We start from the raw sequence: 26,242 nt of genomic DNA on the forward strand, positions 1-26,242 counted from the left end.
TGAGAGAGTAACTTATGTCTATTAATTATGACGCTGTTTATAAAGAGCTTATTCAACAACTCGGCGAGTCAGCCGTCTCAAATGACCCTGTGCGCCGCTTTGCGTGGTCAACCGACGCCAGTTATTTCCGTATCGTGCCTGAAATTGTGGTCCACGCGGATAACCTCGAACAGGCCAAACAGACCTTAGCCATCGCCCGTGCCCATAAAGTGCCAGTAACCTTCCGTGCGGCGGGGACCAGTTTATCTGGACAAGCCATTGGCGAAGGGATTTTATTGATCTTGGGCCATGACGGTTTTAGAACCATTGAAATCAGTTCCGACAGCAATAAGATCACCTTAGGCGCGGCGGTGATTGGTGCCGATGCCAACGCGGCGCTCAAGCCTCTCAATAAGAAAATCGGCCCCGATCCGGCGACCCTTGCCTCGGCCATGGTCGGCGGTATTGTGTCTAACAACGCCTCGGGTATGTGCTGTGGTACGGCGCAAAACAGTTACCAGACCATCGCCTCTGCTAAACTGCTGTTTGCCGATGGTACCGAGCTCAACACGGGTTGCGATAAGTCTAAGGCCGCCTTTACCCAAAGCCACGGCGAGTTGCTCGACTCACTGGCCTCACTGGCTAAATTAACCCGCAGCAATGATGTGCTCTCGCAGCGTATTCGCAAGAAATACTCCATCAAAAACACTACGGGTTATAGCATCAATGCTCTAGTGGATTTTGAAGACCCGTTCGATCTGATTAACCACTTGATCGTCGGCGCCGAGGGCACCTTAGCCTTTGTCGAAGAAGTCACTTACCACACGGTCGATGAAGCCAAATTTAAAGCCTCGGCTATGGCGGTATTTTTCAATATGGTGGATGCGGCGAGTGCCATTCCACCGATTATTGGCGATAGCGTTGCCGCCGCCGAATTACTCGACTGGGCATCCATCAAGGCCGTCACCGGTAAAAAAGGCATGCCAGATTGGCTTAATGAACTGCCAGAAGGCGCGGCAATTTTATTGATTGAGTCCCGCGCTAACGATGCCCAAACCTTAGAAAGCTATACCCAAGATGTGATTGCCAAACTCGCGCACATCAAAACCGAGCGTCCAATTAGCTTCAGTAGCGACGCCAATGTGTACAGCAAATACTGGGCAATGCGCTCTGGTCTGTTCCCGATTATTGGTGGTGAGCGACCAAAAGGCAGCTCAGTCATCATCGAAGACGTGGCCTTTAACGTCGAACATTTAGCCGCGGCCGCCGCCGATTTAACCGAGCTATTCCATAAGCACGGCTATCCCGAAGGCGTGATTTACGGCCATGCGCTGGCGGGTAACTTCCACTTTATTATCACCCCGACCTTCGCCTCCCAAGCCGACATCGAGCGCTTCCAAGGCTTTATGCAAGATGTGGCCGAGATGGTGATCCATAAATACGATGGTTCGATGAAGGCCGAGCACGGCACTGGCCGCGCCGTTGCACCTTTCGTTGAAATGGAATGGGGCGCAGATGCTTACACCCTCATGAAACGCATCAAGCATATCTTCGATCCAGAAGGCCTGCTCAACCCCGGCGTTATCTTAAACGACGACAGCACAGTGCACGTGAAAAACATCAAGCCTTGCCCTGTTGTCGATGATTTTGTCGATAAGTGTATCGAGTGTGGTTTCTGCGAAAAAACCTGCCCGACTTCGGCACTGAACTTCTCGCCACGTCAGCGGATCGCCACCCTGCGTGAAATCGAGCGCTTAGAGCAATCTGGCGATAAAGCCGCCGCCGATAAAATGCGTGCCGATGCCAAGTATGATGTGATTGATACCTGCGCGGCTTGTCAGCTCTGTACTATTGCCTGCCCAGTCGATAACAGCATGGGTCAGTTAGTCCGTAAGCTACGCACACCCTATATCAGCACCACTGAGCAAAAAGTGTTGGATTTCCAAGCCAAACACTTTGGCGCCGTCAACCAAGTGATCAGCACAGGCTTTGACGTATTGGGAGTCATCCATAAAATCACCGGCGATGGTATCACCAACGCGCTGATGAAAACTGGCCGTTTACTCTCCAAAGAAGTGCCCTATTGGAATCCAGACTTCCCCAAAGGTGGCAAATTGCCTAAACCATCACCAGCCAAAGCGGGCCAAGAAACTGTGGTTTACTTCCCCGCCTGCGGTGGCCGCACCTTTGGTCCAACACCTAAGGATCCCGATAATCGCACCTTGCCAGAGGTGGTTGTCACCCTGCTCGAGCGTGCGGGCTATAACGTTATTACCCCAGAGAAGACCCGCGATTTATGCTGCGGCCAAATGTGGGAATCTAAAGGCGACTTTAAAAACGCCGACGCCAAACGCCAAGAGCTTATCGATGTGGTCAGCAAGATGAGTAATGGCGGCAAAATCCCAGTATTAGTCGATGCCCTGTCTTGTACCTACCGTACCCTCACGGGTAACCCTCAGGTGCAAATCACCGACTTAGTTGAGTTTATGCACGACAAGCTGCTGGATAAGCTGAGCATCAACAAAAAGGTCAATGTGGCTCTGCACTTAGGTTGTAGCGCTCGTAAGATGAAGTTAGAGCCTAAGATGCAAGCCATTGCCGATGCTTGTTCGAGCCAAGTGCTCAAACCTGCGGGCATTGACTGCTGTGGTTACGCCGGTGAAAAAGGCCTTTATAAGCCAGAAATCAACGCCAGCGCCCTGCGTAATATTAAAAAGCTCATTCCTGTCGAGATTAAGGAAGGCTATTACGCCAACCGTATGTGTGAGGTCGGCTTAACCCAGCACAGTGGCATTTCCTACCGCCACTTAGCGTATCTGCTCGAAGAGTGCAGCCGCTAAAAAGTACTCAACGGGGCTAGAAATGGCCCCGTTTTTTTATCAGAAGAAAACTATTCTCATTTATCGTTAAACACTATTGAGCGGAGAGGTGAATCACAAAACAAAAACCATATTTAATATATTAAAATCAACGCATTAAAATATTCTCATTTTTGCAAAAATCAACAAGATCATTTACTAAATTAGCGCTACTTATTTACTTAAGATAAGCCTATATTTGATCAACTACCTTAGCATTTGTGTGGACTTTGGGGTCACAGTGCAAGGCAATGTCGTTCACTAACAAGAAAGAGAAAAACACAATGAAAATCGCTCTTTTCATCCCGTGTCTCGTTAACCAAATGATGCCAGACGTGGCGATTGCCACCCTGGAATTACTGGAAAAACTCGGACACCAAGTGATTCTACCCGCAGGCCAAACATGCTGTGGCCAACCTATGACCAACTCGGGTTGCTTCGATGCAGCACGCAGTACTACCTTGAAATTACTCAATGCTTTCAAGGGTGTGGAATGTGATGCCATTGTTTGCCCTGCCGCGTCTTGTTTAGTGGCCGCCAAAGAAAACTTCCACGAGTTTGACAATAGCCCAGAAGCCCAAGCCGTTATCGACAAACTCTATGAACTGACCGAGTTCCTCCACGATGTCGCCCCAATCCCTGCCTTCAACAAGCCGTTTGCCCATAAGATCAGCCTGCAACTGAGCTGCCACGGCATTCGTATGTTGAGCCTTGCCACACCAAGTGAGCAAATGGGCCCACGATTCAACAAGGTTGAAGCCGTACTCGCCAATATCGCCGGAATCGGCATTGTCTATCCAGACCGTCGCGACGAATGCTGTGGCTTTGGTGGGACTTTTGCCGTCGATGAAGGCGCCGTATCGGCCAAGATGGGTAAAGACAAGGCCCAAGCCCACGCGGCAACGGGCGCGCAATATGTGGTTGGCTTCGACCCTTCATGCCTATTACACCTCGATGGCATGATCCGCAGACAACAATTGCCAATTGAAATTCGCCACATAGCGCAAGTACTTAACGCCGCGCTCTAGGAGACCCACTATGGCATATCAACATAATCACGAGGCAACGGGCTCACAGGTTCACGCCCACAAGGCTGATATTTTCTGCCGTGATGAAACCCGTGTTGACTGGCACTCTAAGGCCCTTTGGGTGCTGCGGGAAAAACGTGACCGCGCCGCAGGTAGCTTACCCGAGTGGGAACAACTGCGTCAGCTAGGCTCCGAAATCAAATTGCATACCTTAACCAACCTTGCCCAATACCTTGAAACCTTTGAGCAAAATTGCCTAGCAAACGGTATCAAAGTCCACTGGGCAAAAGATGGCGCCGAGCACAACCGTATCGTACACGGCATCTTAGCCAGTCATCAGGTGAAGAAGCTAGTTAAGTCAAAATCCATGCTGACCGAGGAATGTCACCTCAATCCTTACTTAGAGCAACACGGGATTGAAGTTATCGACACCGACTTGGGCGAACGTATTATTCAGCTGGCGAAAATGCCACCTTCGCACATTGTGGTGCCCGCCATCCACATGAAGAAAGAAGAAGTGGGCGATCTGTTCCATGACAAATTAGGCACTAAAGCAGGCGAGTCCGATCCACTCTATTTGACCCGCGCCGCCCGTGCCCACCTGCGTGAGCAATTCCTCAGCGCCGATGCCGCTATGACAGGGGTAAACATGGCGATTGCAGACAAGGGCGCCGTGGTCGTTTGTACTAACGAAGGTAACGCCGACATGGGGGCAAACCTACCCAAGTTGCAGTTGCATTCAATGGGTATCGACAAAATTGTCCCCGATATCGACAGCGCCGCCGTGTTACTGCGCACCCTCGCCCGTAACGCAACCGGCCAACCCGTCACCACCTATAGCGCCTTCTACCGTGGACCACAGGTCGATGGTGAGATGCACGTCATCATCGTCGATAACGGCCGCACTGAGATGCTGAAGGATAAAATCCTTGCCGAATCTTTAAAATGTATTCGCTGCGGTGGCTGTTTAAATACTTGTCCTGTGTATCGCCGCTCCGGTGGTTACAGCTACAACTACACTATCCCCGGCCCGATTGGGATTGCCGTGGGTGCCAAGAGCGATGACACTAACTCCATCGCTTGGGCTTGTACCCTGTGTGGAAGCTGTACCTATGTTTGCCCGACTAAAGTGCCGCTCGATAAGATTATTTTCCACCACAGACGCCTTAAGGCCGAAGCCGGAAAACTCCCTTACGGCAAAAACAGTTATATGCCATTAGTGGGTAAATTTATGGCAAGCCCGACCATGCTCAATTGCTCAATGGGCGCGGCCCGTACCGCACTGCGCATTCTGCCGGGCAGTCTGCTCAAGCCATTTAGCGGCGCTTGGGGTAAATACCGTGAACTGCCCGTCGCCCCCAACTCCAGCTTCGAAGCTTGGTTTAAGAAACACAGGAGCCTATAAGATGTCTAGTAAGCACGAAATTCTCAATGCGCTCAAACTGTCGGCTTTAACAAACCATCCTATGCCAAGCATCGATGTCGCCCCGAGGGTAGAAGATCTGGTTGGTCAGTTTGAAACCAATCTAAAAACCGTGGCGGGCACACTGCACCGCGAAGGCGGACTCACGGCACTGCAAGCCAAAGTAGATGAACTTGTCGCCCAAGGCTTGCAGGTCATCTCACTCGTTGAAGGCATCACGGCAAACCGTGACGTGCCACCAACGGCACACGAACTTAGGGATATCGATTATGCGGTCATTCCTGGGGATGTTGGTGTTGCCGAAAATGGCGCTATTTGGGTCAACAACAAAAACCTCGGCCACAGGGTCACGCCTTTTATCTGTGAAAACCTGATCTTAGCGCTACCTAGCACTAAGATTGTGCCGAACATGCATCAAGCCGCCAAGGACATCACCTTAGATGCGGGTGAGTTTGGTGTATTTATCGCGGGCCCTTCAAAAACCGCCGATATCGAGCAAGCCCTCGTCGTCGGCGCCCACGGTGCCTGTAGCTTAAATGTGTATCTGGTTTAATTGCTAGCGCACTAAACCTTTAAAAGCCGCCTTAACTGGCGGCTTTTTATTGGCACAAAGATACTACTTCTCGTTTTAGCCCTGCATCACTGCAAAGCCAGATTCGATTAAAAACTATAATATAAGTGACTTAGCTCAACCCACGTCTGTATTAATGCTTGGTTGCTCATCGATAATCAACGCCAGTTGCTGCGCGAGCGCAAGCGCCTGCGTCCTGTCATTCACATTAGTGAACCCCAGTAACCATCCCTGCTCGACCTCATCGCTGATATACCAATTGGATAATGCCTGCATCGACAATCCCGCACTCTTTGCCCGAAGGGATACGGCTTTATCATTAGTGCCATCAGCCAAACGTACCACGATATGCATGCCCCCAGTGCGCCGGTCAATCCTCAGTCGCTCACCAAAGGTCTCGGTCAGCGCATCGATAAGTAAGCTTCTGCGGGTCGAGTAAAGACTGCGCATCTTTTTCAAATGGCGAGCGAAATGGCCTTGCTCGATAAATTGGGCTGTGGTGACTTGCCATAATGGCGGGCAATGGCTGTGCATTTTGCCAATCACTTCAGTAAATCGTGGGATTTGCGCCACGGGCACAACTAGATAAGCCAATCTCAAACCGGGTACGAGTACCTTACTAAAGGTGCCGCAATATAACACCCGATCGTACGCATCTAAGCTTTTCAAGGGCGCCAGCGGCCGGCCTTGGTAGCGATATTCGCCGTCGTAGTCATCTTCAATAATCCAGCTTTCTTGAGCCTTCGCCCAGGCCAATAAGGCTTGCCGACGGGCCATGGATAATGACACACACAGTGGACTTTGATGGGCTGGCGTAACAATCGCAAAACGCGCATCGGGCGCGGATTTAAGCCCCTCATCGACTACCATGCCGTCTTGGTCCACTGGCACTGGGACTAAGTTTGCCCCCGCTTCGCGCATAAAATCATGCGCGGCAAAGTAGCCGGGATTTTCGACTAAGCAACTGTCCCCTACGTTTAGCAGGCTACGGCAAATTAAATCCAATCCTGCACGGTAACCTGCGACCACAAACACTTGCTCGGGTGAGCAAGATATCCCACGTGAAATCCCTAAATAGCCCGCAATCGCGGCTCTTAGCGAGGCATCACCGCGCGCATCGGCGCAGATTAACCCTTGCACTTGCGACTGTCTCATCGCCCGCGCCGCAAGGCGATGCCATAACTTGCTCGGAAACGCATCCAATGCTGGTAAACCAAGCTGTAAAGGCTTTGGCAGCTCGCCCGTATGCAATAAAGCCGTTTGCACGACTGGCGGTGTTATCGGCTGCGGGGTTAATTCAGCAGGTTTAATCCGGGGGCAAACAATAGTGCCGGCAGGCCCTCGCGCGACAAAATAACCTTCGCTGATTAACAACTGGTATGCGGTTTCAACTGTCCCTCTCGCCAGATTCATTTCCGATGCCAACGCCCTTATCGAGGGCACGCGGTCACCCGGCTCAAGGTTGCCATTGGCAATCGCATCACGAAAACGTTGATAAATCTGTCGATAGAGTTGCACGGGTTGGGGTTGATTGTCTGTGGTGTTACTCAAGGCCATGTCCTAGTCATTTTCACCTTTTTTGGCTCTATTAGTGTATGCCATAAGGCTTGTATAGTGAGCGCACTTTCTTAAGCAAATCACCATTTAATGTAAAAAGAGGACAAGCCACTGCTTAAGAATGTGCTTAAATACATTTAAAAACAAACTGTTACGCCATTATCAATAACTATATATCGACTAGGAGTCACGCATCAGCGCCAGTGGCATTTGCACTGTGGATTGGAGCTTGCCAATTCGACAATAACCACTTTCGTTCTTAACCATCAAGGTCACACCCCAGCACATGCCGCTGACTATTGACGGCATGACAACCACTAGACATGTATGACACGTAAGCTTGGCTAAAAGCATTGATATTGCTTGAAAAACAACGGCCAAGAACATGCATTTTGTTCAACAATTGAATGTGGGAAACTATGACTAATTCAGACAAAAAACGCGGCCTTTTGCCGCCATTAAAGCCTAAATCCATGCTGTGGATATCAGTAATAAGCGTTGCACTGTATCCCTGGATATTAGCGGCCTTCCATTGGGCGATTTCCATTAATGGATTCGATTTACAAACGCCAACAAAGATTGATGGCTCGACCGTTTTGGCCGCATTGATCTTACTGGCTGCGTTTATTGTGCCCCTGATCAATTTAAGCATGGCGAGCCAGCCAAATGATGCCGCCCTCGAAACCGATATTCGCAGTCGCCGCTTTGCGCTGTTAGCGGTAGCCGCACCGACTTTATACGTCTTTTTTGGCGTAGTGACTTACATGGCGGGCGTGACCATTCCCGATCCTTGGTTATGGACCCCAGCTTGGTTAGTGCTGGGTTATTGGCTGTCCACTCGCGGCCAGTTAGTGGCGCAGCCTAAAAGCACCGCGATGTCAGCCAAGCTGAGAGTCGCACACGGCATCGTTGGCTCAGTAACGGCCTTATTTTTGCTCTTTCACATTGTTAATCATTTGGTTGGCCTCTTTGGGCCTGAGGCTCACGCCGCCTTTATGGAACTTGGGCGCAGCATTTATCGCTCCCCTGTGATAGAACCAATATTGGTCGCGATGATGCTGTTTCAGATAGTAAGTGGCCTGCGCTTACTGTGGGGATGGAGTGAATCCAACATCGATGGCTACCGCGTGTTCCAATTAGCCTCGGGGATTTTTATGGCCATCTTTATCCTAGGACATATGAACTCAGTGTTTATCTTTGCGCGGACTTATCTTGGCATTCCAACAGATTGGGCATTTGCCGCGGGCCTACCAACGGGCTTGATTAATGATCCTTGGAATATTCGTTTACTCCCTCATTATGCGCTGGGTGTATTTTTCTCACTCGCACACTTGTTTTCGGGATTACGGGTAGTGATGTTGGCGCATCAAGTGAAGCTTGCTACGGCCAATAGAATTTGGTGGTGCGGAATATTACTCAGCACATTAACCGCCGTAGCCATTATCTCAGCACTGGTAGGCGTCAGAATAGACTAAGCCTCAACAACAGGGGTAAACACTCTTAGATTTTGCCCCTGTTATCGCGTCTATGTATCAGTAAATCGATTAGTGACAGGAGCGCTAGTACGGCTAAATCACTTGTAAAGCCACTTAAAAACCGATGTCCACAGATGGATGAACCATGACATTTACTCGACAACGCGCAGCGACTCCCTCCTTTGATGCAAGGTCGCCCCATCTTATGTGAATGGAACCACGAATGCCGCGATGGTATGAATACCCAAAGCGGCAATGGGGCGAACGGTCGTCTCGCTATTCACCATGGCTCACCTGTTTAGCATCGTCGTAGCCTATTGGTTTTAAAGAAACACAGCATGCTTTGGGACAAAAGCGCCTTGGATTTAATGCACTAAAGATCGAAAATAACATTAAGAAAGTTATGACGACCATGCCAACCCTAACTAATCTATTGTTTTTTTTGTTGAAAGTTATACTAACTCAGGCTTGCCATGGTGTTCACTCACCGACACGCAGCAAGTCCATCCGTGGATGCTCGACCTCCCGTCTGATGTGAATGGATTCACGAATGCCGGGATGGCATGGATGCCAAAAAGCGGCCATGGGGCGGACGGTCGTCTCGCTAATCACCATGGCTCACCTGTTTGGCATCAGCGTAGCCTGTATGTTTTAAAGAAACACTGCATGCTTTGGGACAAAAGCATGCTAGATTCCCAATCTCTAATTATTGAGTTTCGGATTAAAATTTCTATGGGTTTAACGCCGCCAACAGGCGACCATTTGAAGTGGAGCAAAAGGCGAAGCGTAAAATGGGTCGCGCTGCTTGGCTTGGTTAGGCATTACGAATCCCGATAAATTGATGGAGGTAGTTATCGTCGTCTAGGGTAAAGAGTAAATCTTGTGAGGCATTCTGAAAAACCTCTTGAATAATACCCTCGATACCATAGCACTGCAGCGAAGCTTCCCTATCAGAATGAATAGAGTCATCTGAAAAGTCGACCCCGCCACTTGCTGCGAGCCTTACCAACTCGAATGCATCTTCAAAAGTCAGAGGCATATCGAGTTTGTGTGCCATACGGTTACGAATATCATTCACACCCCGAAGAAACGTCGCCATACCAGCATCTATTAGATTTCGTGCTTCTGCGGAATCAATTTTTCTACGAAAGCTCCAGTCAAAATATTTTCCGTTGTCATCAGCACTCGGTTTGGTCTCAAGCATCTGCACTAGAATTGCCTCAAGGACCAGGTGGCCTGATATAAATGCACCAAGCACCTCATTTTCGAACAGCGAGGTTATGTGTTCGATATGTGGCCGCTGCCTACCTTCCCATGTATTTTTCATCATTCCGTGCCTAACGCCCGCATAAAATGCGGATAATGCTTGGCTAAAATTAGCGAAGAATGAGCGCCAGCCAAGCGTTTGACGTCATTTTTGATGCGCTTGTTAAGTTACCTATTTAGACGGTATAAGCCACATTCATTAGCCCATTTTTCAATTTTTTCTGCGTGTTTAGGATTACGTAAGTAGAAAACATTAGTGTCGTCCCAGCTTTCAAAATATACAGCCTCCAACTCAGGCAGCACCACTTTATAAAAATGACTACTATCTACATTATGTGGAGCGCACATTAAGTAAGCTTCTTTAGCAGCATCCGAGGTAAATTTTCGAAATTGTGGTTTAGCTGAACTCCAACGACCTTTAAATGTAAAGTTTAGAACCTCAGTGTTATCGATTAATTTTTTCGCAAATTTAACGAATTTTGCATCTCTACTTTGTTGCTCCTCATCAGAAACGTCAGATAAGTATTTAATTGAGTCTTCTTCTCCCAACCAACGGTCGAAAACCGAAACCGCCATGTAAGTATATGCATCTGTATCTTCTACAGCATACAACTTATCAAGATCTGGATACTTTTCTCGCAAGTCTATTTGAGATTTTTTATCCAATGCCAGAAATTTACGCATATCTTCCTTGGTAACTTAACATTTGATTAGTGCGCATGCGCGTTTACCTCGTTTGATCAGTGAAAACGCGCACGGTTAACTACCTGTATGCAAAGAACTTATCAGCTTTCAGCCGAATTCACCATCTGGAAAAACGCGCATGCGCGTTTTCCAAACCTATTAACTAAAATTCAGTTACTATATTCACCTGATTTTATAGAGTTTTATTTATTTCGGATGGAATTAGTGCGCACTAATTTTGTCTAAAAATCATACAAAAATACCTAAATTTAAATACGACTGTATACCCATACATTGTTAGTCGATTTCTGGTAAGGCCAAACATAGGCAAATAGATAAGAATATTTATGGCTGCATGTGTGGGAATTTTCGGTTGAGCTAAAGAGCCGAAACAAGGAATGGGGCAAAAAGCTTTTAGCCAATGAACAGTTCAATGATCGTAAAGATTGCCATTGTTGCAACTGTGACCGTTGGCGGCATGGATGCCGCCGTCGAGCCCTCAGGGATGAGTTTATGGCGTGTCACAGGGGAAACAATGGCAATTCATCCTACACACCTGACGACAAACTTATCTCGCTTTGGGGCAAAAGCTTTTTAGTTACACGAACAGTTAGAGGGATACTTAGGATTGGCAATGTTGTACCAGTGACCTTCTAAAAAAAGGATGTTCTAGTAGAGCCTCAGGGACGGTTTTTATTAAATTAAAGGGTGATGTGTCACTGGGGAAACAGTGGCAATTCATCCTACACACCTGACGACTAGTAAATTCAGCCACTCATTTAAAATCAAGTAGATAATACACTTTCTGTGTGCATACAACACTGTCAGATTAATATGGCCGATTAAACGATCACTTCAGTAAATTACGCATATAAAAATGGCAGAGAAAAATTATTTCTCCGCCATTTTTATGAAAAAGCTCAATCTATGTCTCTACTACAAGCCGCTACATAAAGGCCTTAGTAAAGGCTTCCTTCGATTGGCGAATATAGTTGCGTGCACTTTGGGCATGTTGTTCCCATACCGCCCTATCGCTTGGGTCGGTGAAGGGGTTTTGCTCGGCGGCAATCGAGCGCTCGAAGCGATCGTAGAAGGTTAACATCGCCGAAGTGATTTGATTGAAACGCTCTTTAAACTCCTGAAACTCATCCATCTTTTCAGTGGTTTTAATCATGTACTGTACTAATTCAGCATTGCTGTTTGCGGCTAATAAGGCATCGGCCTTAGCGCTGATGTTGGCATTTACATCGGCCATAATCTGCGCCCGCGTTTGCTCATCTTTGCTCATCACCTTGCTGTAATTTTCGGGGGTGCGGGCAATGCTGGCATGTTGCAGGTAGCTACGCAGATGCTTATCTAAATCCTTGCGGAACGTATCTAAGTTCTTCTGCATATTGACTAAATCGTTATCGAGCGCCGTGACCTGTTGCAGCTCTTTTTCGATTTCAGCCATAAAGCGCTCGGCCTGCTGATAGATCTTAAGGCCATTTTCCTCGGCAAACTTTTTATCACTGCGGCTTAAGTCGCTGTTGTCATAGTTTGAGCGATCAAAGGTGGCCGCGAGGAAGGATTTAAAGGGTTCGGCAAATGCCGAATAAGCGCCCGCACTCACCACATTTAAAGTGGCGGTGGCTAAGTCACCAAAGGGCTTAACCATAGAGCCTAAACGCGCCTGTTGGATCGGCGATGCCACCCGCTTAGCATCGGTTAATACCGACCTAAAGGTGTTATAACCCAATGGGTTAGACATTTTGTTACGCTCAGAGGTCGCCAATACAAAGGTGATGCTCGAGTAAATCGCATTGGAATATTCGAGGTACTGTCTTTGGCTTTCGAGCTGGGCGGCGTAGTTTTTACCTAGGGTTCTAAAGGATTCAGCCTGAACCTCGTAGTTTTTGTCTTCTTTAAGCTTATCTAAAATGCCACCAATGATTTTTTGCTCGTTCTTTTGCAGTGCGATATCGAGGCGAATTTTATCTAGGGTTAAGTCATCCAAACTGATGGGGCCATTAATGGCTTCGATATCGAGGCGAATATATTGGCGGCTCGGATCGTCAATCGACACCCTGTGGGCCAAATATTCGGTTGTTGCTGGGGTGATATCAATCAGCGCCACATGCTGCCACTGGGCATCCAGCTTTAATACCGGCGATGTGAGTACATTAATCCGATATTGGGTTTGGATATTTTGGGTCTTCACCCAAAACTCCAATAGGCCCGCTTCGGAGACAGGGAATTTACTGACAATACTGCTATTGCCTTCGGCACATAACAATGCGCTCTCACCACTGTGGGGCTCTGCGCCCTCAAATTGGCAGCCCATGATCCAAGACCAAGGTTGGGATAAGCGGTTACCCTCAAAATCGCTAGCAAACACTAGCTCATTATCCTTGGCACTGGCATTAACACTGGTTAACACGCCAAACAACAGCATAGAGATGACTGCAGCGGTGCGCATAAGAGCCTCATAAAACATAAATAACAAACGACGAGCCTGAAAAGGCCCAGAATTCTATCCTATCCGCACGCTTTTACCGTCAGTCGGCAGCCGTATTTTAGTGATAAAAAACACGCTAAAAACTGCGCTAAATTTAAGCTGGGATTAAACCAGCGAAATGTAACAGAGCGCATGCCGACACGCCAGTACTAAGTCGGTTTCGAAGGTAAAGATAATGCGTAAACAACATCAGACTTTGGCGTTCACTTGGAGCCGCCCCATCGCGATAAACATCCAAATCACCAGCATAGTGCTACAGGTCGCGAGCGACACCCACACGCCAATCACGCCAAAGGCCCAGGCAAAACAATAGATAATGGCGGCGATAAGCAGCAGCTTCGCCCCAGTGAGTATTGATGCCTGCTTAGAACAATTAATCGCTTGGAAGAAACTGGCGCCCACAAGAATCAAGCCTTCCATAGGTAAGCCCCAGAAATACCAACGCATTCCTTCAATCGCGACCGGCGTTAAGCTTGGATTGTCACCGGCAAACAGGTACACCAACCATTCGGGGCGGGAATAAATCAACACTAAGCCAAGTGCGGCGGTGAGTAGGGTCATGCCAAAGGCGATATTGCGTGCCTGCTTAACTCTGTCGAAGCGCCCTGCCCCCGCATTAAAGCTATAAATCGGCTGAGTACCGAGGGCAATGCCTTCAAAAATCAGATAGAAAAACGCTTCGGTGTAACTCACAACCCCGTATGCCGCCACATGCAGAGGGCCACCGACCCATAAAAATGCGGTGTTATGCAGGGTCAATACAATCGACAAATACAGGTTCATCAAAAAGCTTGGCAGGCCAACACGGGCAATATTGAGGCAGTTGTCGAGCTTTAGCTTCATCTGTTCAAGATTGATGTTGAGCTGTGTGCGCGTCCCAAAGAAATGCTGCAGGCAGAGTAAACCAGTCACGGCCTGGGACAACATGGTGGCAATCGCCGCCCCGGCCAAACCGAAGGGAAACACCACAATAAACAGCCAATCTAAAAAGGTGTTCAGCACACCACCTAAAATCAGCACAAAGGTCACCATAGATGGGCGACCGTCGTTACGCAGCAAGGTGGTGAATGCCATTGAGATAATAGGGAAATGACATAAGGCAAAATACCAGAACAGGTATTCGTTAGCGTTTTCGAGTATTTCCCCCTCGGCGCCGAGGACAATTAAAATATCCCGAGAAAAGATCCCGCCGACTAAGGCAAAAAATACCCCCGCCAGTAAACACAAGCTAAAGGCGTTGCCGAGCAACTTGCGCGCCTTGGCGACATTACCTTGCCCTAAGTTAATCGAGACTAACGCCGCGCTACCCATGCCTATCATGGCGCCAACTGCATAGAGAATCGCACCCACGGGATAGGCCAACATCATGCCCGCCAATCCAGTTTCACCGAGATAATGACCAACGAAGATACCATCAATGGTGACATACACCCCAGTCACCAGCATGGAGGCGATCGTTGGAATGGTGTAGCGCCAAAAAAGCTTTGAAATCGGCTCTTGCAACAGGCGTTGGTCCGTTGCGGCAGCGGAAATAGCAGTCATAACCTAATCTCACAAAAATAAAGGCGGGCGCGCACTCAGCTTGTTCTGGCGGTATTACACAGAGAAATAAAGGATGAACAAAAATGCGGCAGTGGATTGTACCTAAATTTTACCTTAATACCAATCGCGTTTAACGGGAGAAACTTGTAACAAAAACTAATCAGCACAATACCTTACTGCTAGCACATATTTATTCCGTGATTGCAACAAGCAAGCATCACTTAATAACAGATGTGGTGAAAGTCATCATTTTTCACTACTTTTTTGGTATTTAACCCTTAATTAGGTAAAGTGTAGGCTTAAATTGCCCAAAATCGGTTAATTATTGCGGCGTTATTTGCCCAAGCAATTGCGTTAACCATTTAATTAATAATGAATTAGTGGAATTAAATTCAATAACAATAATAAAGGGAAGGACATGAGTCACAGCAGTCCAAATGCAGAGAATGATCTGCGCGAAGTCAAGCAGTTAGGCATGTGGGCCTCGATCACTAGCCTAAGTTATATTTTTTGGTTAGTGGGCGGTATGGAGCTGGTCGAGCGTATCGCCTATTACGGTGTCAAAGCCAGTGCGGGCTTATACGCCAAAGCCCCCGAGTCGGCGGGCGGTCTGGGGATCAGCCTCAGCGACTATGGCATCATCATCTCGCTCTGGGCCATTATGCAGACCTTTGTGCCCGTGTTTACCGGCGGGATTTCCGATAGAGTCGGTTACAAGGAAACAATTTTCGGCTCAACCGTGATTAAAATCATGGGCTACCTGACCATGGCGTTTTTCCCCACTTTTTGGGGCTTCTTATCGGGGGCACTGTTACTCGCCATCGGCACTGGGATATTTAAACCCGGTATTCAAGGCACTTTAGTGCTCTCCACCAATCGCAATAACACCTCCATGGCCTGGGGGATATTTTATCAAGTCGTGAATATCGGTGGTTTCTTAGGGCCATTGGTTGCCGTGCATATGCGCCAGCTTTCTTGGGATAATGTGTTTTATGCCTGTGCCGCGATTATCTCGCTAAACTTCTTGTTCCTATTGACGTATACCGAGCCGGGCAAGGCCGAGCGCGTTGCGCGCAATCAGCAAATTAAATCCGGCGAAATTAAGCAAGAAGCGCTCTGGCGCGACGCTTGGCATGAGCTTAAAAAACCTATCGTGATTTATTACATGCTAGTGTTTTCAGGCTTTTGGTTCCTCTTTAACGCCCTGTTCGACGTACTGCCGATCCACATCTCCGAGTGGGTCGATACCAGCGTGATTGTCACCAGTCTGTTTGGTAGCGAAGGCACCAGCAACGGCATTTTACAGTTCTGGCTTGGGTTAAATAACGAAGGCACTAAGGTGATGCCAGAAGGCATGCTGAACCTCAACGCCGGCCTGATTATGACCAGCTGCTTTTTAATTGCCGCGCTGACCGCCAAATACCGCATCACCACGGCGATGCTGATTGGCTGTTTACTCAGTATCTTGGCCTTTGTGTTTATCGGTGCCTTCCATGCCGCTTGGTTTATCGTGTTCGCCATTGCCATGTTCTCTATCGGCGAGATGATGATAAGCCCGAAGAAGAACGAATTTATGGGTAACATTGCTCCCGAAGGTAAAAAAGCCATGTATCTTGGTTTTGTGATGCTACCGCAAGGAATTGGTTGGGGCTTAGAAGGGTATTTTGGCCCCAAACTCTATGAAATTTTCGCCTCTAAGGAGTTGTTCTCACGCGAGTTATTACTCGAGCGCGGCATGAGTTCAACGGATGTGAATGCCATCCCGCAAGGCGAAGCCTTTACTACCTTAGTCAGCTTTACTGGCGAAAACGCCCACGACCTGACTCAGCTGCTCTACCACAGCCACAATATCGGTATGGCTTGGTATATTATCGCCGCGATCGGCACCATTTCGGCTGTGGGGATCTATATCTATGGTAAGTGGTTACTGTCGCTACAACGGGCGCAGCAAGCCACGCACTAATGGATTGAGGTCTTTAGGGGCGCAATATGAGGCGTAAGTTCTCGCTCCAATAGGCTTATGTAAAAAGTGAGTGTGTAGGCACTCACTTTTTTATTGGATGTTTGACTGAAATGTCACTAAAAGCCCGCTAACAGCTCGACTTCGAATTGCTCGGCCGACAGGGTTAATCCCAAGGCGTTGCACTGCTCTTGCAGTTGATTTAATTCCTTATCGACGCTGGATAAGGTCAAGGTATTATCATCGAGCAGATAGACTTGGCGTAAACTGGTGAAGTAAAACAGCAATGTAATCAACGCATTTACATCATTAGTCGCCGCCGCTGCTCGGATCTTATTCAACTTACGGTAAATGCGATTTTGTAACTGCTTTAACTGCCACACGTAATAAATCTCTTTAAAAAAGGGCAGAGTCTTAAACTGATACACTACGGCGCTACAGAGCAATACCGCCAGAATCACCCCGAGTAGATTCCAATGGAAATTCCCCGTCGGCTCACCGGGCACAGCCTCTACGCCAAAGAGCGCAATCAATCCCGCCCCAAAGCTTAGGGATAACACAATCAAGCCTAATACCAAGGCCACCATAAACAGGTTCATATTGCTGCGGTAAATCGTTTTATCTACTTGCTGTAACTTCATCGGCTCACTTCTTATCGAAAAAACGCATGACGGCGCAGCATACCTCAGATTGCTTGAATCTGCCTGAATATCCGCGTCTTTCATCTATAGCCAACTCAATGTGATACAAATTGAAACAGGCTTAGCCAGATAAGCAAAATAAGTAAAATGCCAATCAATTTATCCGCTTATCTTCCATTTAAAGAAACACTCTTATCCCGTATAGTCACTTTGTAAACTGCGAGTAAGCATAAAAATCGGTGTACAATTTGCCAATATTGAGGAAAAAGAACATTTACCTAATAACTACCTCGAAATTGAACTAAATTCCTATAGTCGTCATAAAGGAACCGTCAATGGCATGTAAAAGAGTGCTTATCGCTTGCAGCCTTTTTATCCTCTCGAGCCTGTGCCCACCCGCACAGGCGGAGGAGTTGCTTGCCGTCGGTACCTCGTTTAGCCAGATTTTTGAACAAAACGCTAAGGGCGAATACAACGGTCTAGCTGTAGATATTCTGAATCGCTTTGCCGAACGCCAAAAAGTGACGATTCACTATCAACTTGCGCCCTGGCGCCGCGCCCAATCTATGGTCGAACGAGGGCAAGCGGATATCCTAATTGGCCCCTACATTTCAGAAGCTCGTCAGAAAGTCTTAGCCTTTTCGTCCCTCGCCTTTTACCGTGACGACATTGTCTTTTACGCCAGAACCCATCATCCCACGCCTTGGGATGGCAATTATGCCAGTATCCGTGGCCTAAGAATTGGTAAAATGCAGGGTTGGAGTTACGGCTATCTGTTTAACGAGCGCACTAAGTCGCTCACCATCAATGAATTTGCCGATCTTAAAAGTGGCATTGAACGCTTATCCCGTGGGGATCTCGATCTGCTCGCCAGCAATGTCCGCAACACTGAGTCGCTACTGGCACAAATCAAGCTTCCACAGAACATCATGCCACTTTCGCCCGCGATTGATACTCAAGATGGCTTTATGGCTTTTCCAAAATACGCCCAATTTCAACCGCTTCTGGAGAGTTTCGATCTATTTCTGCAAGACATGGTACAAAGCGGTGAATTAGCAAACCTCGCTAAGGCGAGGGGCGTGTCTATCCCAGATACTATGCTGACCGAGTAGCACGACTCACACTGAAGATGAAATGGCGTACTTAGCCTAGCGCGCTAAACAGCCCAACAAACCTTGCTCAATCTCATCCCAATTGAGCGCTTGGGTCGCGATCATTTCTAAGCGTGAATCTAGGCTATCGTCCAGCTCAGTCACCGCCATATCACCATCACTCCAATTGATCCCGGCAATACCATCGCTGGTGATCATCACAGCTTTTAGCCGCAAAAGTGCAGAATGGCCTTGAGTCTGCGCCGAGATAAACTGCATGAGTTTATCAAAATCAAACTCTTGCATTGGCTCAACAACCCAGCCGCAGCTAAAGCAGCCTTCACCCTGATTGTGTTTACGCACTAAGCCGCGCGCATCGAATTGAAAGGTTTGCTCGCTCGTATCCTCGGCAAAAACGCCCTGCAACCCTAAACTGTCGCGAGTATTTCGCAAAAGACTTGCGGATGTTGTCACGGGTCGAAAAGCGGCGGATTTGCCATTCGAGGCATTTTGACGCCGTGGCTGTCTAAGGCCGTCGAGCAAGGCTGCGGATAATCCCTTAGTCGCACTGTGTTCAATCACACGGGTATCACTCAGCTGTAACTCATTCAAATATTGGCTTAAGTCGTCCGCCAAGTGCCCGCCCTCAGCCGCTTCAAATTCGGGGTATAAATCGGTTTTCGTGGTGACTATCATATCGGCGACGTGCAACTGCTGGATAAAATTGTCATGTCTACGGTAGCGTTCATCCCGTAATTTGCGGGCATCGATAAGGCATAAAGTGCTCTGCAAACTGATGACATTTTGATAATGGGGCGCGCTAAGCACTTTGATAATCTCGTTGGGATGCCCAAGCCCCGTCGGCTCAATTAACAATCTGTCGGGCTTAGCACGGGCGATCAGTTGATTAATGGCCACTTGAGTCGGCACACCTGCGGCGCAGCACATGCAGCCACCCGCCACCTCACGAATTTGCACCCCGCTGTCGCTGGCATCCATCAACCCTGCATCAATCCCGACTTCACCAAACTCATTCACTAAGACTGCCCAGGTTTCGCCTTCGGGTTTGGTCTTAAGCAGCTGTTTAATTAGGCTAGTTTTTCCTACGCCTAAAAAACCTGTGATGATATTGGTGGGAATGGCTTTGATTATCATGGACGACACTCTCATGGCAACGAACAGAATTGAGGGCACTCGAGTGTAGGGATTATCCCTTTAAAGCTCAACAAAAAGCGCGCCAATGGCGCGCTGATAAATGGATAAACCGATACAGAGGGATTATTTACCCTTTTGAGTATTCGGCTTATTTTTAGCGTATTTACCTTCACGGGCTGGCGATTTACGCGCCCGTGCTTGGCTTTCGCTCGATTGACCAAATCCGGCGTTGCCGCCAAAGCCGCCCTTGCCCCTCGCACCATTAGCTTTAGTGCCACTGCCGCCCGCACCTTTGGCCCCCGTATTGCGACTGCTCTTGTAATTCCACTTAGCGGTCTTAGTGGTTGCCGTCGGCGCCTCACGGTAACGCGCAGGCAGCGGTGTGCCTTCCTCGTAACCGGGCTGTACCGTCACTGGCAGAGTTTGGCCAATTAGGGCCTCAATCTCAGCTAACATCTCATCATCTGCTGGAGACACAAATGATATCGCGCGGCCCGAGAGCCCCGCACGGCCAGTGCGGCCAATACGGTGAACATAGTCTTCCGCAAGGAATGGTAATTCGAGGTTAATCACTAAGGGCAACGCCTGAATATCTAAGCCGCGCGCCGCCACATCGGTCGCCACCAGCACTCGCAGTTTACCCGCTTTGAAATCATCGAGCACGCGATTACGCGCGCCTTGGGTTTTATCGCCGTGGAACACGCCCGCGCTGATCCCATCGAGGGTGAGTTCCTGCAATAGATGTTCGGCGCATTCCTTAGTGCTGGCAAACACCAGCACCTGACGCCAATTGTTGCGCCCGACAAGCTCTGACAATAATTCGGCCTTGCGGCGTTTATCGACTCGATAGACCAGCTGCTCAACCGTAGATGCCGTGGTATTTTCGGCCACATTGACCCACTCGGGTTGATTGAGCATCTTATGGGAAAGCTGCTTGACCGCATCGCTGTAGGTGGCTGAAAACAACATGGTTTGATGCTCAGTGGCAATAAGACGTTTTACCTTTTCAATGTCGCGCACAAAGCCTAAATCGAGCATGCGGTCCGCTTCGTCGATCACTAAGGTGGTCACACTCGAGAGATCTAAATGGAACTGGCCAATAATGTCGAAGAGTCGCCCCGGCGTCGCCACCAGGATATCCACGCCCTGCTCCACCCCTTTACGCTGCGGATTCATGTTCGCTCCGCCATAAACGGCTAAGGTTTTCAGGGGTAAAAACTGACTGTATTTCTGAATATTAGCGCAAACTTGAATTGCCAGTTCCCGGGTCGGCGTCATCACCAACGCCCTAAGCAAAGGTTTATCATTTGGCTGCTTTGACAGTTGCTCAAGCAGGGGTAAGGCAAAGGATGCGGTTTTGCCCGTGCCCGTTTGGGCGCAGGCCATAATGTCTTTTCCTTCGAGCGCGAGGGGGATCACCTGCTGCTGCACTTGCGTGAGCTGCTGATAGCCACACTCAGCTATCGCATTCAAAATAGGGGAAGATAAGCCGAGTGTGTCAAATTTCATAAAAGCTCTTTTTGTGAGTGCGAAGTGTTAATGCAAAACCGATAAATACAGCTTGGTTCCATAAAGTGCGACGTCGTTAGCAGGCTTTATCAAGCACTACTCTGATTAACTGCCATTCGAATCAGCCGCCATATGCCCTTTACGGGGCCGCGGAGTCTAGCAAAATTTGCGACGCATTTATAGGCAAAAGATAGGCATAAACTCAAGCCAGCGTTCACGCTATACTCGCCTAGGCCTCTTTCACCAAATGCTGACGCGCAAATTCGCTGGCACTCACGGGCTTAGAAAATAAATAGCCTTGGCCATAGTCACAGCCCGCATTGAGCAGCACTTGGCGCTGCGCCTCGGTTTCGACCCCTTCGGCGATCACTTTCATCCCGAGTTTATGGGCCATAACGATAATCGCCTCGCACAGGGTTTGGTCGCTTTCATCAGTGTCGATATTGCGGGTAAAAGATTGATCGATTTTTAAATAATCGATATCGAACTTCTTCAAATACGCCAAGGAGGAATAGCCCGTACCAAAGTCGTCCAAGGAGACTTGTACGCCTGCATCCCGATAGGCCAAGAGTTTTTCGGTCACGCCCATACTGGCATCGAGGAGCAACCCTTCGGTGATCTCGACGCACACCCCTGTGCCTGTCACATCCAATTCCTGTAGTAACTCGAGCCAATTGTGCAACAGCGTGCCTTCATCGCGAAACTGGATGGGTGATTTGTTGACGCTGATTTGAATTTCAACCCCCAGAGTCTTACGCCACTGAGCGCTTTGACGCGCCGCCTGCTCAAAGACCCAGTTGCCAATCTCAACAATCAACCCGGTATCTTCGGCGACGGGAATAAATTCCGCAGGGGATACATAACCTCGCTCCGGATGGAACCAACGCAATAGCGCTTCGGCCTTAAGCACTTCGCCCGTGGTCATAGCCACTATGGGCTGGTAGTGCAGTTCAAATTCTTTATTCACCACGGCCTGGCGCAAATCTTGGATTAAGCGCATCCGATATTTGGCGTATTCCTGCATTGAAGGGGTGAAATAATTGAAGCGATTGCGGCCCTGGTCTTTCGCCGCATACATGGCCTGATCCGCATGTTTGAGCAAGCCTTCAATGCTAGTCGCATCATCGGGATAAAGGGTGATGCCAATACTGGCGCTGATATAGGCGGTTTCTTCCCCCAGCACATAGGGCTCTGCAATGCGGCGTAAAATGTGTTCGGCAACCCGCTCAATGCCCTTGTGATCCTCCATGGCGCTGAGCACCACAGTAAACTCATCCCCACCGAGGCGAGCCACCACATCGGTATCCCGCACACAGGATTTTAAGCGACTGGCGGTTTCAATCAGCAATAGATCCCCCATGGCATGGCCTAAGGTGTCGTTCACTTCTTTAAAGTAATCCAGATCGAGGAACATCAAGGCAAAGTGATTGCGATTGCGGTCGGCACTCTTGATTTCGGCGCCCAAATATTCGAGCAACATGCGCCGATTCGGTAGGCCCGTGAGCGTGTCGTAGTTGGCCTGTTTCCAGATCAAATGTTCGCTCTGTTTTTTATCTGTGATATCGGAAAACAGCGCCACACGGCGGTAAGGTTGGCCATCTTTATCTTTGATGGTGTTGATGGTGAGCCAAATGACGTACTCTTCGTTGTTCTTACGTCGCTGGCGCATTTCCCCCTGCCACTCGCCTTTTTCGCGAATTTCATTATTCATCTCGGTATAAAAGCCGTGACCGTTGAGATCGCAGTAGAGCATGCGAATATGCTGGCCGCGAATTTCTGACTCGCTGTAACCTGTAATCGCGGTAAAGGCGGCGTTGACTGTGATGATAATACCGGTTTCATCGAGCACGCTCATGGCCTCTGAGCTGTTGTCATACACCAGTGCAGATAGCTTTAGAGATTCTTCGATAAGCTTGGCCTCGGTGATATCCGTATAGGTACCACACATCCTTAAGGCATTATTATTGGCATCACGGCTCACCACTTTGCCAGTATCTAAAATCCAGCGAATATCGCGGTTGAGGGTTTTTAAGCGATATTCCATCTTATGCTGCGGCGTTTCTCCGCGAATATGGGCCTCGATGGAGTGCAGCACCTTGGGCCTATCTTCGGCGACAATCGAGTCCATCCATTGGCGGCTATTGGCATTGAGCATGTCGATATCGCAACCTAGGATATCGGCGCTGCGGGCATTACGTTCGATATGGTCATTACGGATATCCCAGTCCCAAACACCCAAGTCGCTACTGCTTAACACCAATTCAAGTTGCTCACGACTGGCGAGCACTTCCCTATCGGCTAGAGTCTGTGCAGTGACATCCAAATAACCCGCAATCACCAATAACACCTGATGGTTCGCGCGCTTACAGGCGACCGTCATATGGGTATACACAATCGAATTATCTTTGGCGATAAAGCGTTTATCCATCTCATAGTTATCAATTTTGCCCGCGAGCATGAGTTCAAACTTGACGATATCAGCCTCGACATCATCGGGATGAGTGAGCTGTTTCCAGGTCATATGCAGCAACTCATCCTCTGAGTATTTCAGCATCTGGCACAGCCTTGGATTCACCTTGATCCACTTTTGGTCAACGCCGGTAATAGCAATCCCTATGTTGCCAACGTTAAATTGGCTGCGGAATAAAAAATCATCCTGCAAACGGATCTGCTCGTCACGCTCCAGCTCAAAACGGCGAGATAGCAAACGGCTCAGTAACCAAGTCGCAAGGGGATAAATGGTTAGCACGGGCAGCATGATTTTTTGCAGCACGGGAATGGCAATCTTGTCCGGCAGCAAAAAGAACCACAACAACATAACGATGTGGACAACAAAGGCAAAACTGAAGATTTCTCTGCCCGAGATATTGGCAAGGTAAGATTTACGCTGTTGACGCCAGAGCACGCCAATCAAGCCCGAGGACATAATCACGCCTAACCCCACCCACATGGCGGCGCCGCCAATACTGTAACGATAAATTCCGGTGATAATCACCGCCACCGCAGTAGGCAAACCACCAAAAAAGAGGCCGGTAACACATAAGAGTACTGAGCGAGTGTCGAAGATAATGCCGGGTTCGTACATCCATGGGGTACTCATAATCGTGACGCCTATGCCACCTATGAGTAATCCGATCCCCAGCCGCCACAGAAGAAAATACTGCCGCTGATGCTTTTTAGGAATCGCATCGTACAAAAATACCAAGGCTAGCAGTAACGCCGCATTTTGTACTAAGGGTAAGAAAATGCTTTTATCCATGGATGTGGAAGCAACTCCAAAATGAAGGAACGGATTATCTTACGAAAACTCTCCCTCACAAGTGTAGCAGAATTGCTTACAAATCATGATCTAATTACAGTGGCTTGCCGACAAAATCTTGCCTTGGTACGCGGCCAAAATCCCGTGCAGGCAAGCTTAAGCGTAGAGCCGAGTCTGGTATTCGAGGGCAATGCTATGCCAGTCAAAGCGTCGTGCTTTCGCCTGACGTTTGAGTTGCATCCAATCATTACCGCCAAATGTCTCCAGCGCGGCGCCAAGCTTTGCTAGCAAAGCCTCACCCTGCGCCTTGATATCGTCGCCATAGAACACAAAGCCATCGACATTATCCTCGACCGTATCCCGCAATCCGCCAACCCCATGCACAAGGCAAGGCTGACCGCTACGCATGGCGAGCATTTGGCTAATTCCACAGGGTTCGAAGGAGCTTGGCATCAGGAACAAGTCACCCATTTGGTAAAGACTTTGGGATAGCTCCTCATGGTATCCCTGCAGAAATACAAAATGGGCATACTTAGCCGCAAGAGTTTGAAAAAATTGCCCTATCTCAGTATCACCGCTGCCAAGCAGCACAAACAGTGCCTTAGGCTGCGTTTGCTGCAACTGTTGCAGCAATGTCTCTAATACCGATAAGCCAGAAGGTAAAATATGGCGCAGGATCAGCACCTTTTGATCGGTAAGCCGGCCAACCGAGGTCAACAGAAAGTCCGGAAACACCTCCGCAGAGGCTTGGCGCCACAAGGCTTGCAGCCGCGTAAAAGCAATCATATCGACGCCACTCACCTGACTTCGTCCGCCCTGCCACTGCACTAAGGCCGACTCGATGCAACTCAGTAGTTCCTTAAACTCGGTTAATCCCATACGTTCGAGGGAGCTTTGCGCTAAAGCCTCTGGGTATTCGCAACCGTTTAAAATGCCAAGCACTCGCCCCTGCTCGGCTTTGCGTTGTAAATCCGCCTCTAAACCTTCACCACCGAAGAACCCAAACTCTGGGCGAGAGGGAAGCAACACTTCCCTGGCGTAGGTGGGTGAGACGAGATGCACCTTACCCGCCAGCGTAATTCCCATCCGCATCGGATTGATGCAATGGGGATAACGGGGGTCGATAATCTGGGCGCGCTGGCCCTCATCCAACTGGGCGAATAAGTGAGGAAACCAAGCCGCCAAGCTTGAGGTATCATGGCTCAGCGGCCTAATCCCCTGCAGCGCAAGATTATGAATCGAAAACACACATTCTATGCTTTGCAATGCTTGATACTCAGGCGCCAGCGCCCGCAGCATGGCTAAACATCCCGTGTGCCAGTCGTGCAGATGTAAAAGCTGAGGCATAGGCACAAGCCCCGCCACTAAGGCTTTGGCTACGCTTGCACACAACAGCGCAAACTTAGTCGCATCATCGGCAAAGGGGCGGTCACTCGAGCCTTGGCTATAAATCTGCCCGGGGCTGGATTGCCACAGCCCATGCTCGAGCAAGTAAATATTGGCGCCCTGCACCTTGGGATGCGCTAGCCAATACAACTTAATCGGCTCCTGTCGCCCGGCAAAACTCACCTCAAACTCATGGATAAGTTTGGCCCCAAGGCCGGTTAAAAATCCGTAGCTTGGCATAATTACATCGGCTTGGATTTCAACACCCGCGAGGGCTTGGGGCAAGTCACGGATCACATCCGCCATCCCGCCCACTTTCGCCCCTTTCAGCGCCCCATTTTCTGCCGCGACCATTAATATG

General features: G+C 48.9%; 18 protein-coding genes. 8 read left to right on the forward strand and 10 right to left on the reverse strand.

Annotated features, from left to right (window positions below):
• Positions 1-14 precede the first annotated feature (14 nt).
• The 4 genes from N5E87_RS14845 to N5E87_RS14860 all read left to right on the forward strand — a co-directional run bounded on the left by N5E87_RS14845 (position 15) and on the right by N5E87_RS14860 (position 5,841).
• Complete coding sequence (locus tag N5E87_RS14845) at positions 15-2,819, forward strand: FAD-binding and (Fe-S)-binding domain-containing protein (RefSeq protein ID WP_086902306.1); 2,805 nt, start codon at positions 15-17, stop codon at positions 2,817-2,819.
• Positions 2,820-3,121: 302 nt separating this feature from the next.
• Positions 3,122-3,865 carry a (Fe-S)-binding protein gene (locus N5E87_RS14850; protein ID WP_086902305.1) on the forward strand — a complete coding sequence of 248 codons (744 nt, stop codon included), beginning with the start codon at positions 3,122-3,124 and terminating at the stop codon, positions 3,863-3,865.
• A 10-nt stretch (positions 3,866-3,875) separates the two neighbouring features.
• Positions 3,876-5,270 carry a lactate utilization protein B gene (locus N5E87_RS14855; protein ID WP_086902304.1) on the forward strand — a complete coding sequence of 465 codons (1,395 nt, stop codon included), beginning with the start codon at positions 3,876-3,878 and terminating at the stop codon, positions 5,268-5,270.
• A gap of 1 nt (position 5,271) precedes the next feature.
• Positions 5,272-5,841 carry an LUD domain-containing protein gene (locus N5E87_RS14860; protein ID WP_086902303.1) on the forward strand — a complete coding sequence of 190 codons (570 nt, stop codon included), beginning with the start codon at positions 5,272-5,274 and terminating at the stop codon, positions 5,839-5,841.
• A 135-nt stretch (positions 5,842-5,976) separates the two neighbouring features.
• Here the strand turns inward: N5E87_RS14860 and N5E87_RS14865 are convergent, their stop codons facing one another.
• Positions 5,977-7,410 (reverse strand): PLP-dependent aminotransferase family protein, encoded by a 1,434-nt coding sequence (locus N5E87_RS14865; RefSeq protein WP_197721453.1) that lies wholly within the window; start codon positions 7,408-7,410, stop codon positions 5,977-5,979.
• A 425-nt stretch (positions 7,411-7,835) separates the two neighbouring features.
• On the opposite strand from N5E87_RS14865, the gene N5E87_RS14870 reads away from it, so the two are divergent.
• On the forward strand, positions 7,836-8,891 hold the full coding sequence (locus N5E87_RS14870) for a hypothetical protein (RefSeq protein ID WP_086902301.1): 1,056 nt from the start codon (positions 7,836-7,838) through the stop codon (positions 8,889-8,891).
• An 814-nt stretch (positions 8,892-9,705) separates the two neighbouring features.
• Here N5E87_RS14870 and N5E87_RS14875 read toward each other — a convergent pair.
• Positions 9,706-10,221 carry a DUF4145 domain-containing protein gene (locus tag N5E87_RS14875; protein WP_086902300.1) on the reverse strand — a complete coding sequence of 172 codons (516 nt, stop codon included), beginning with the start codon at positions 10,219-10,221 and terminating at the stop codon, positions 9,706-9,708.
• A 104-nt stretch (positions 10,222-10,325) separates the two neighbouring features.
• Positions 10,326-10,841 carry a hypothetical protein gene (locus tag N5E87_RS14880; protein ID WP_086904958.1) on the reverse strand — a complete coding sequence of 172 codons (516 nt, stop codon included), beginning with the start codon at positions 10,839-10,841 and terminating at the stop codon, positions 10,326-10,328.
• A gap of 433 nt (positions 10,842-11,274) precedes the next feature.
• Between N5E87_RS14880 and N5E87_RS14885 the strand changes: the two genes are divergently transcribed.
• Positions 11,275-11,439, forward strand: coding sequence for a hypothetical protein (locus tag N5E87_RS14885; protein ID WP_164717877.1), 165 nt, complete (start codon positions 11,275-11,277; stop codon positions 11,437-11,439).
• A 348-nt stretch (positions 11,440-11,787) separates the two neighbouring features.
• Here the strand turns inward: N5E87_RS14885 and N5E87_RS14890 are convergent, their stop codons facing one another.
• Both N5E87_RS14890 and N5E87_RS14895 read right to left on the reverse strand, forming a co-directional pair.
• A complete protein-coding gene (locus N5E87_RS14890) occupies positions 11,788-13,299 on the reverse strand; it encodes a hypothetical protein (protein ID WP_011717784.1) in 1,512 nt (503 codons plus the stop codon).
• 228 nt (positions 13,300-13,527) lie between these two features.
• Positions 13,528-14,880 (reverse strand): MATE family efflux transporter, encoded by a 1,353-nt coding sequence (locus N5E87_RS14895; protein ID WP_086904364.1) that lies wholly within the window; start codon positions 14,878-14,880, stop codon positions 13,528-13,530.
• A gap of 418 nt (positions 14,881-15,298) precedes the next feature.
• On the opposite strand from N5E87_RS14895, the gene N5E87_RS14900 reads away from it, so the two are divergent.
• Positions 15,299-16,843, forward strand: coding sequence for an MFS transporter (locus N5E87_RS14900; protein WP_086904365.1), 1,545 nt, complete (start codon positions 15,299-15,301; stop codon positions 16,841-16,843).
• A 116-nt stretch (positions 16,844-16,959) separates the two neighbouring features.
• Here N5E87_RS14900 and N5E87_RS14905 read toward each other — a convergent pair whose 3' ends face one another.
• Complete coding sequence (locus N5E87_RS14905) at positions 16,960-17,481, reverse strand: DUF3087 domain-containing protein (protein ID WP_086904366.1); 522 nt, start codon at positions 17,479-17,481, stop codon at positions 16,960-16,962.
• Positions 17,482-17,816: 335 nt separating this feature from the next.
• Here N5E87_RS14905 and N5E87_RS14910 point away from each other — a divergent pair, with 335 nt between their 5' ends.
• Positions 17,817-18,593 (forward strand): transporter substrate-binding domain-containing protein, encoded by a 777-nt coding sequence (locus tag N5E87_RS14910; protein ID WP_086904367.1) that lies wholly within the window; start codon positions 17,817-17,819, stop codon positions 18,591-18,593.
• A gap of 36 nt (positions 18,594-18,629) precedes the next feature.
• Here the strand turns inward: N5E87_RS14910 and N5E87_RS14915 are convergent, their stop codons facing one another.
• From N5E87_RS14915 to N5E87_RS14930, 4 genes are all read right to left on the reverse strand, one after another.
• Positions 18,630-19,727, reverse strand: a complete 1,098-nt coding sequence (locus N5E87_RS14915; protein WP_279775374.1) for a GTP-binding protein — start codon at positions 19,725-19,727, stop codon at positions 18,630-18,632.
• A gap of 123 nt (positions 19,728-19,850) precedes the next feature.
• Complete coding sequence (locus tag N5E87_RS14920) at positions 19,851-21,236, reverse strand: DEAD/DEAH box helicase (RefSeq protein ID WP_279775375.1); 1,386 nt, start codon at positions 21,234-21,236, stop codon at positions 19,851-19,853.
• A 229-nt stretch (positions 21,237-21,465) separates the two neighbouring features.
• Positions 21,466-24,495, reverse strand: a complete 3,030-nt coding sequence (locus tag N5E87_RS14925) for an EAL domain-containing protein (RefSeq protein ID WP_279775376.1) — start codon at positions 24,493-24,495, stop codon at positions 21,466-21,468.
• A gap of 156 nt (positions 24,496-24,651) precedes the next feature.
• Complete coding sequence (locus tag N5E87_RS14930; RefSeq protein ID WP_164717965.1) at positions 24,652-26,235, reverse strand: glycogen/starch synthase; 1,584 nt, start codon at positions 26,233-26,235, stop codon at positions 24,652-24,654.
• Between the last annotated feature and the right edge of the window lie 7 nt (positions 26,236-26,242).

The organism is Shewanella sp. GD03713, from assembly GCF_029843705.1.
GTDB lineage: Bacteria > Pseudomonadota > Gammaproteobacteria > Enterobacterales > Shewanellaceae > Shewanella.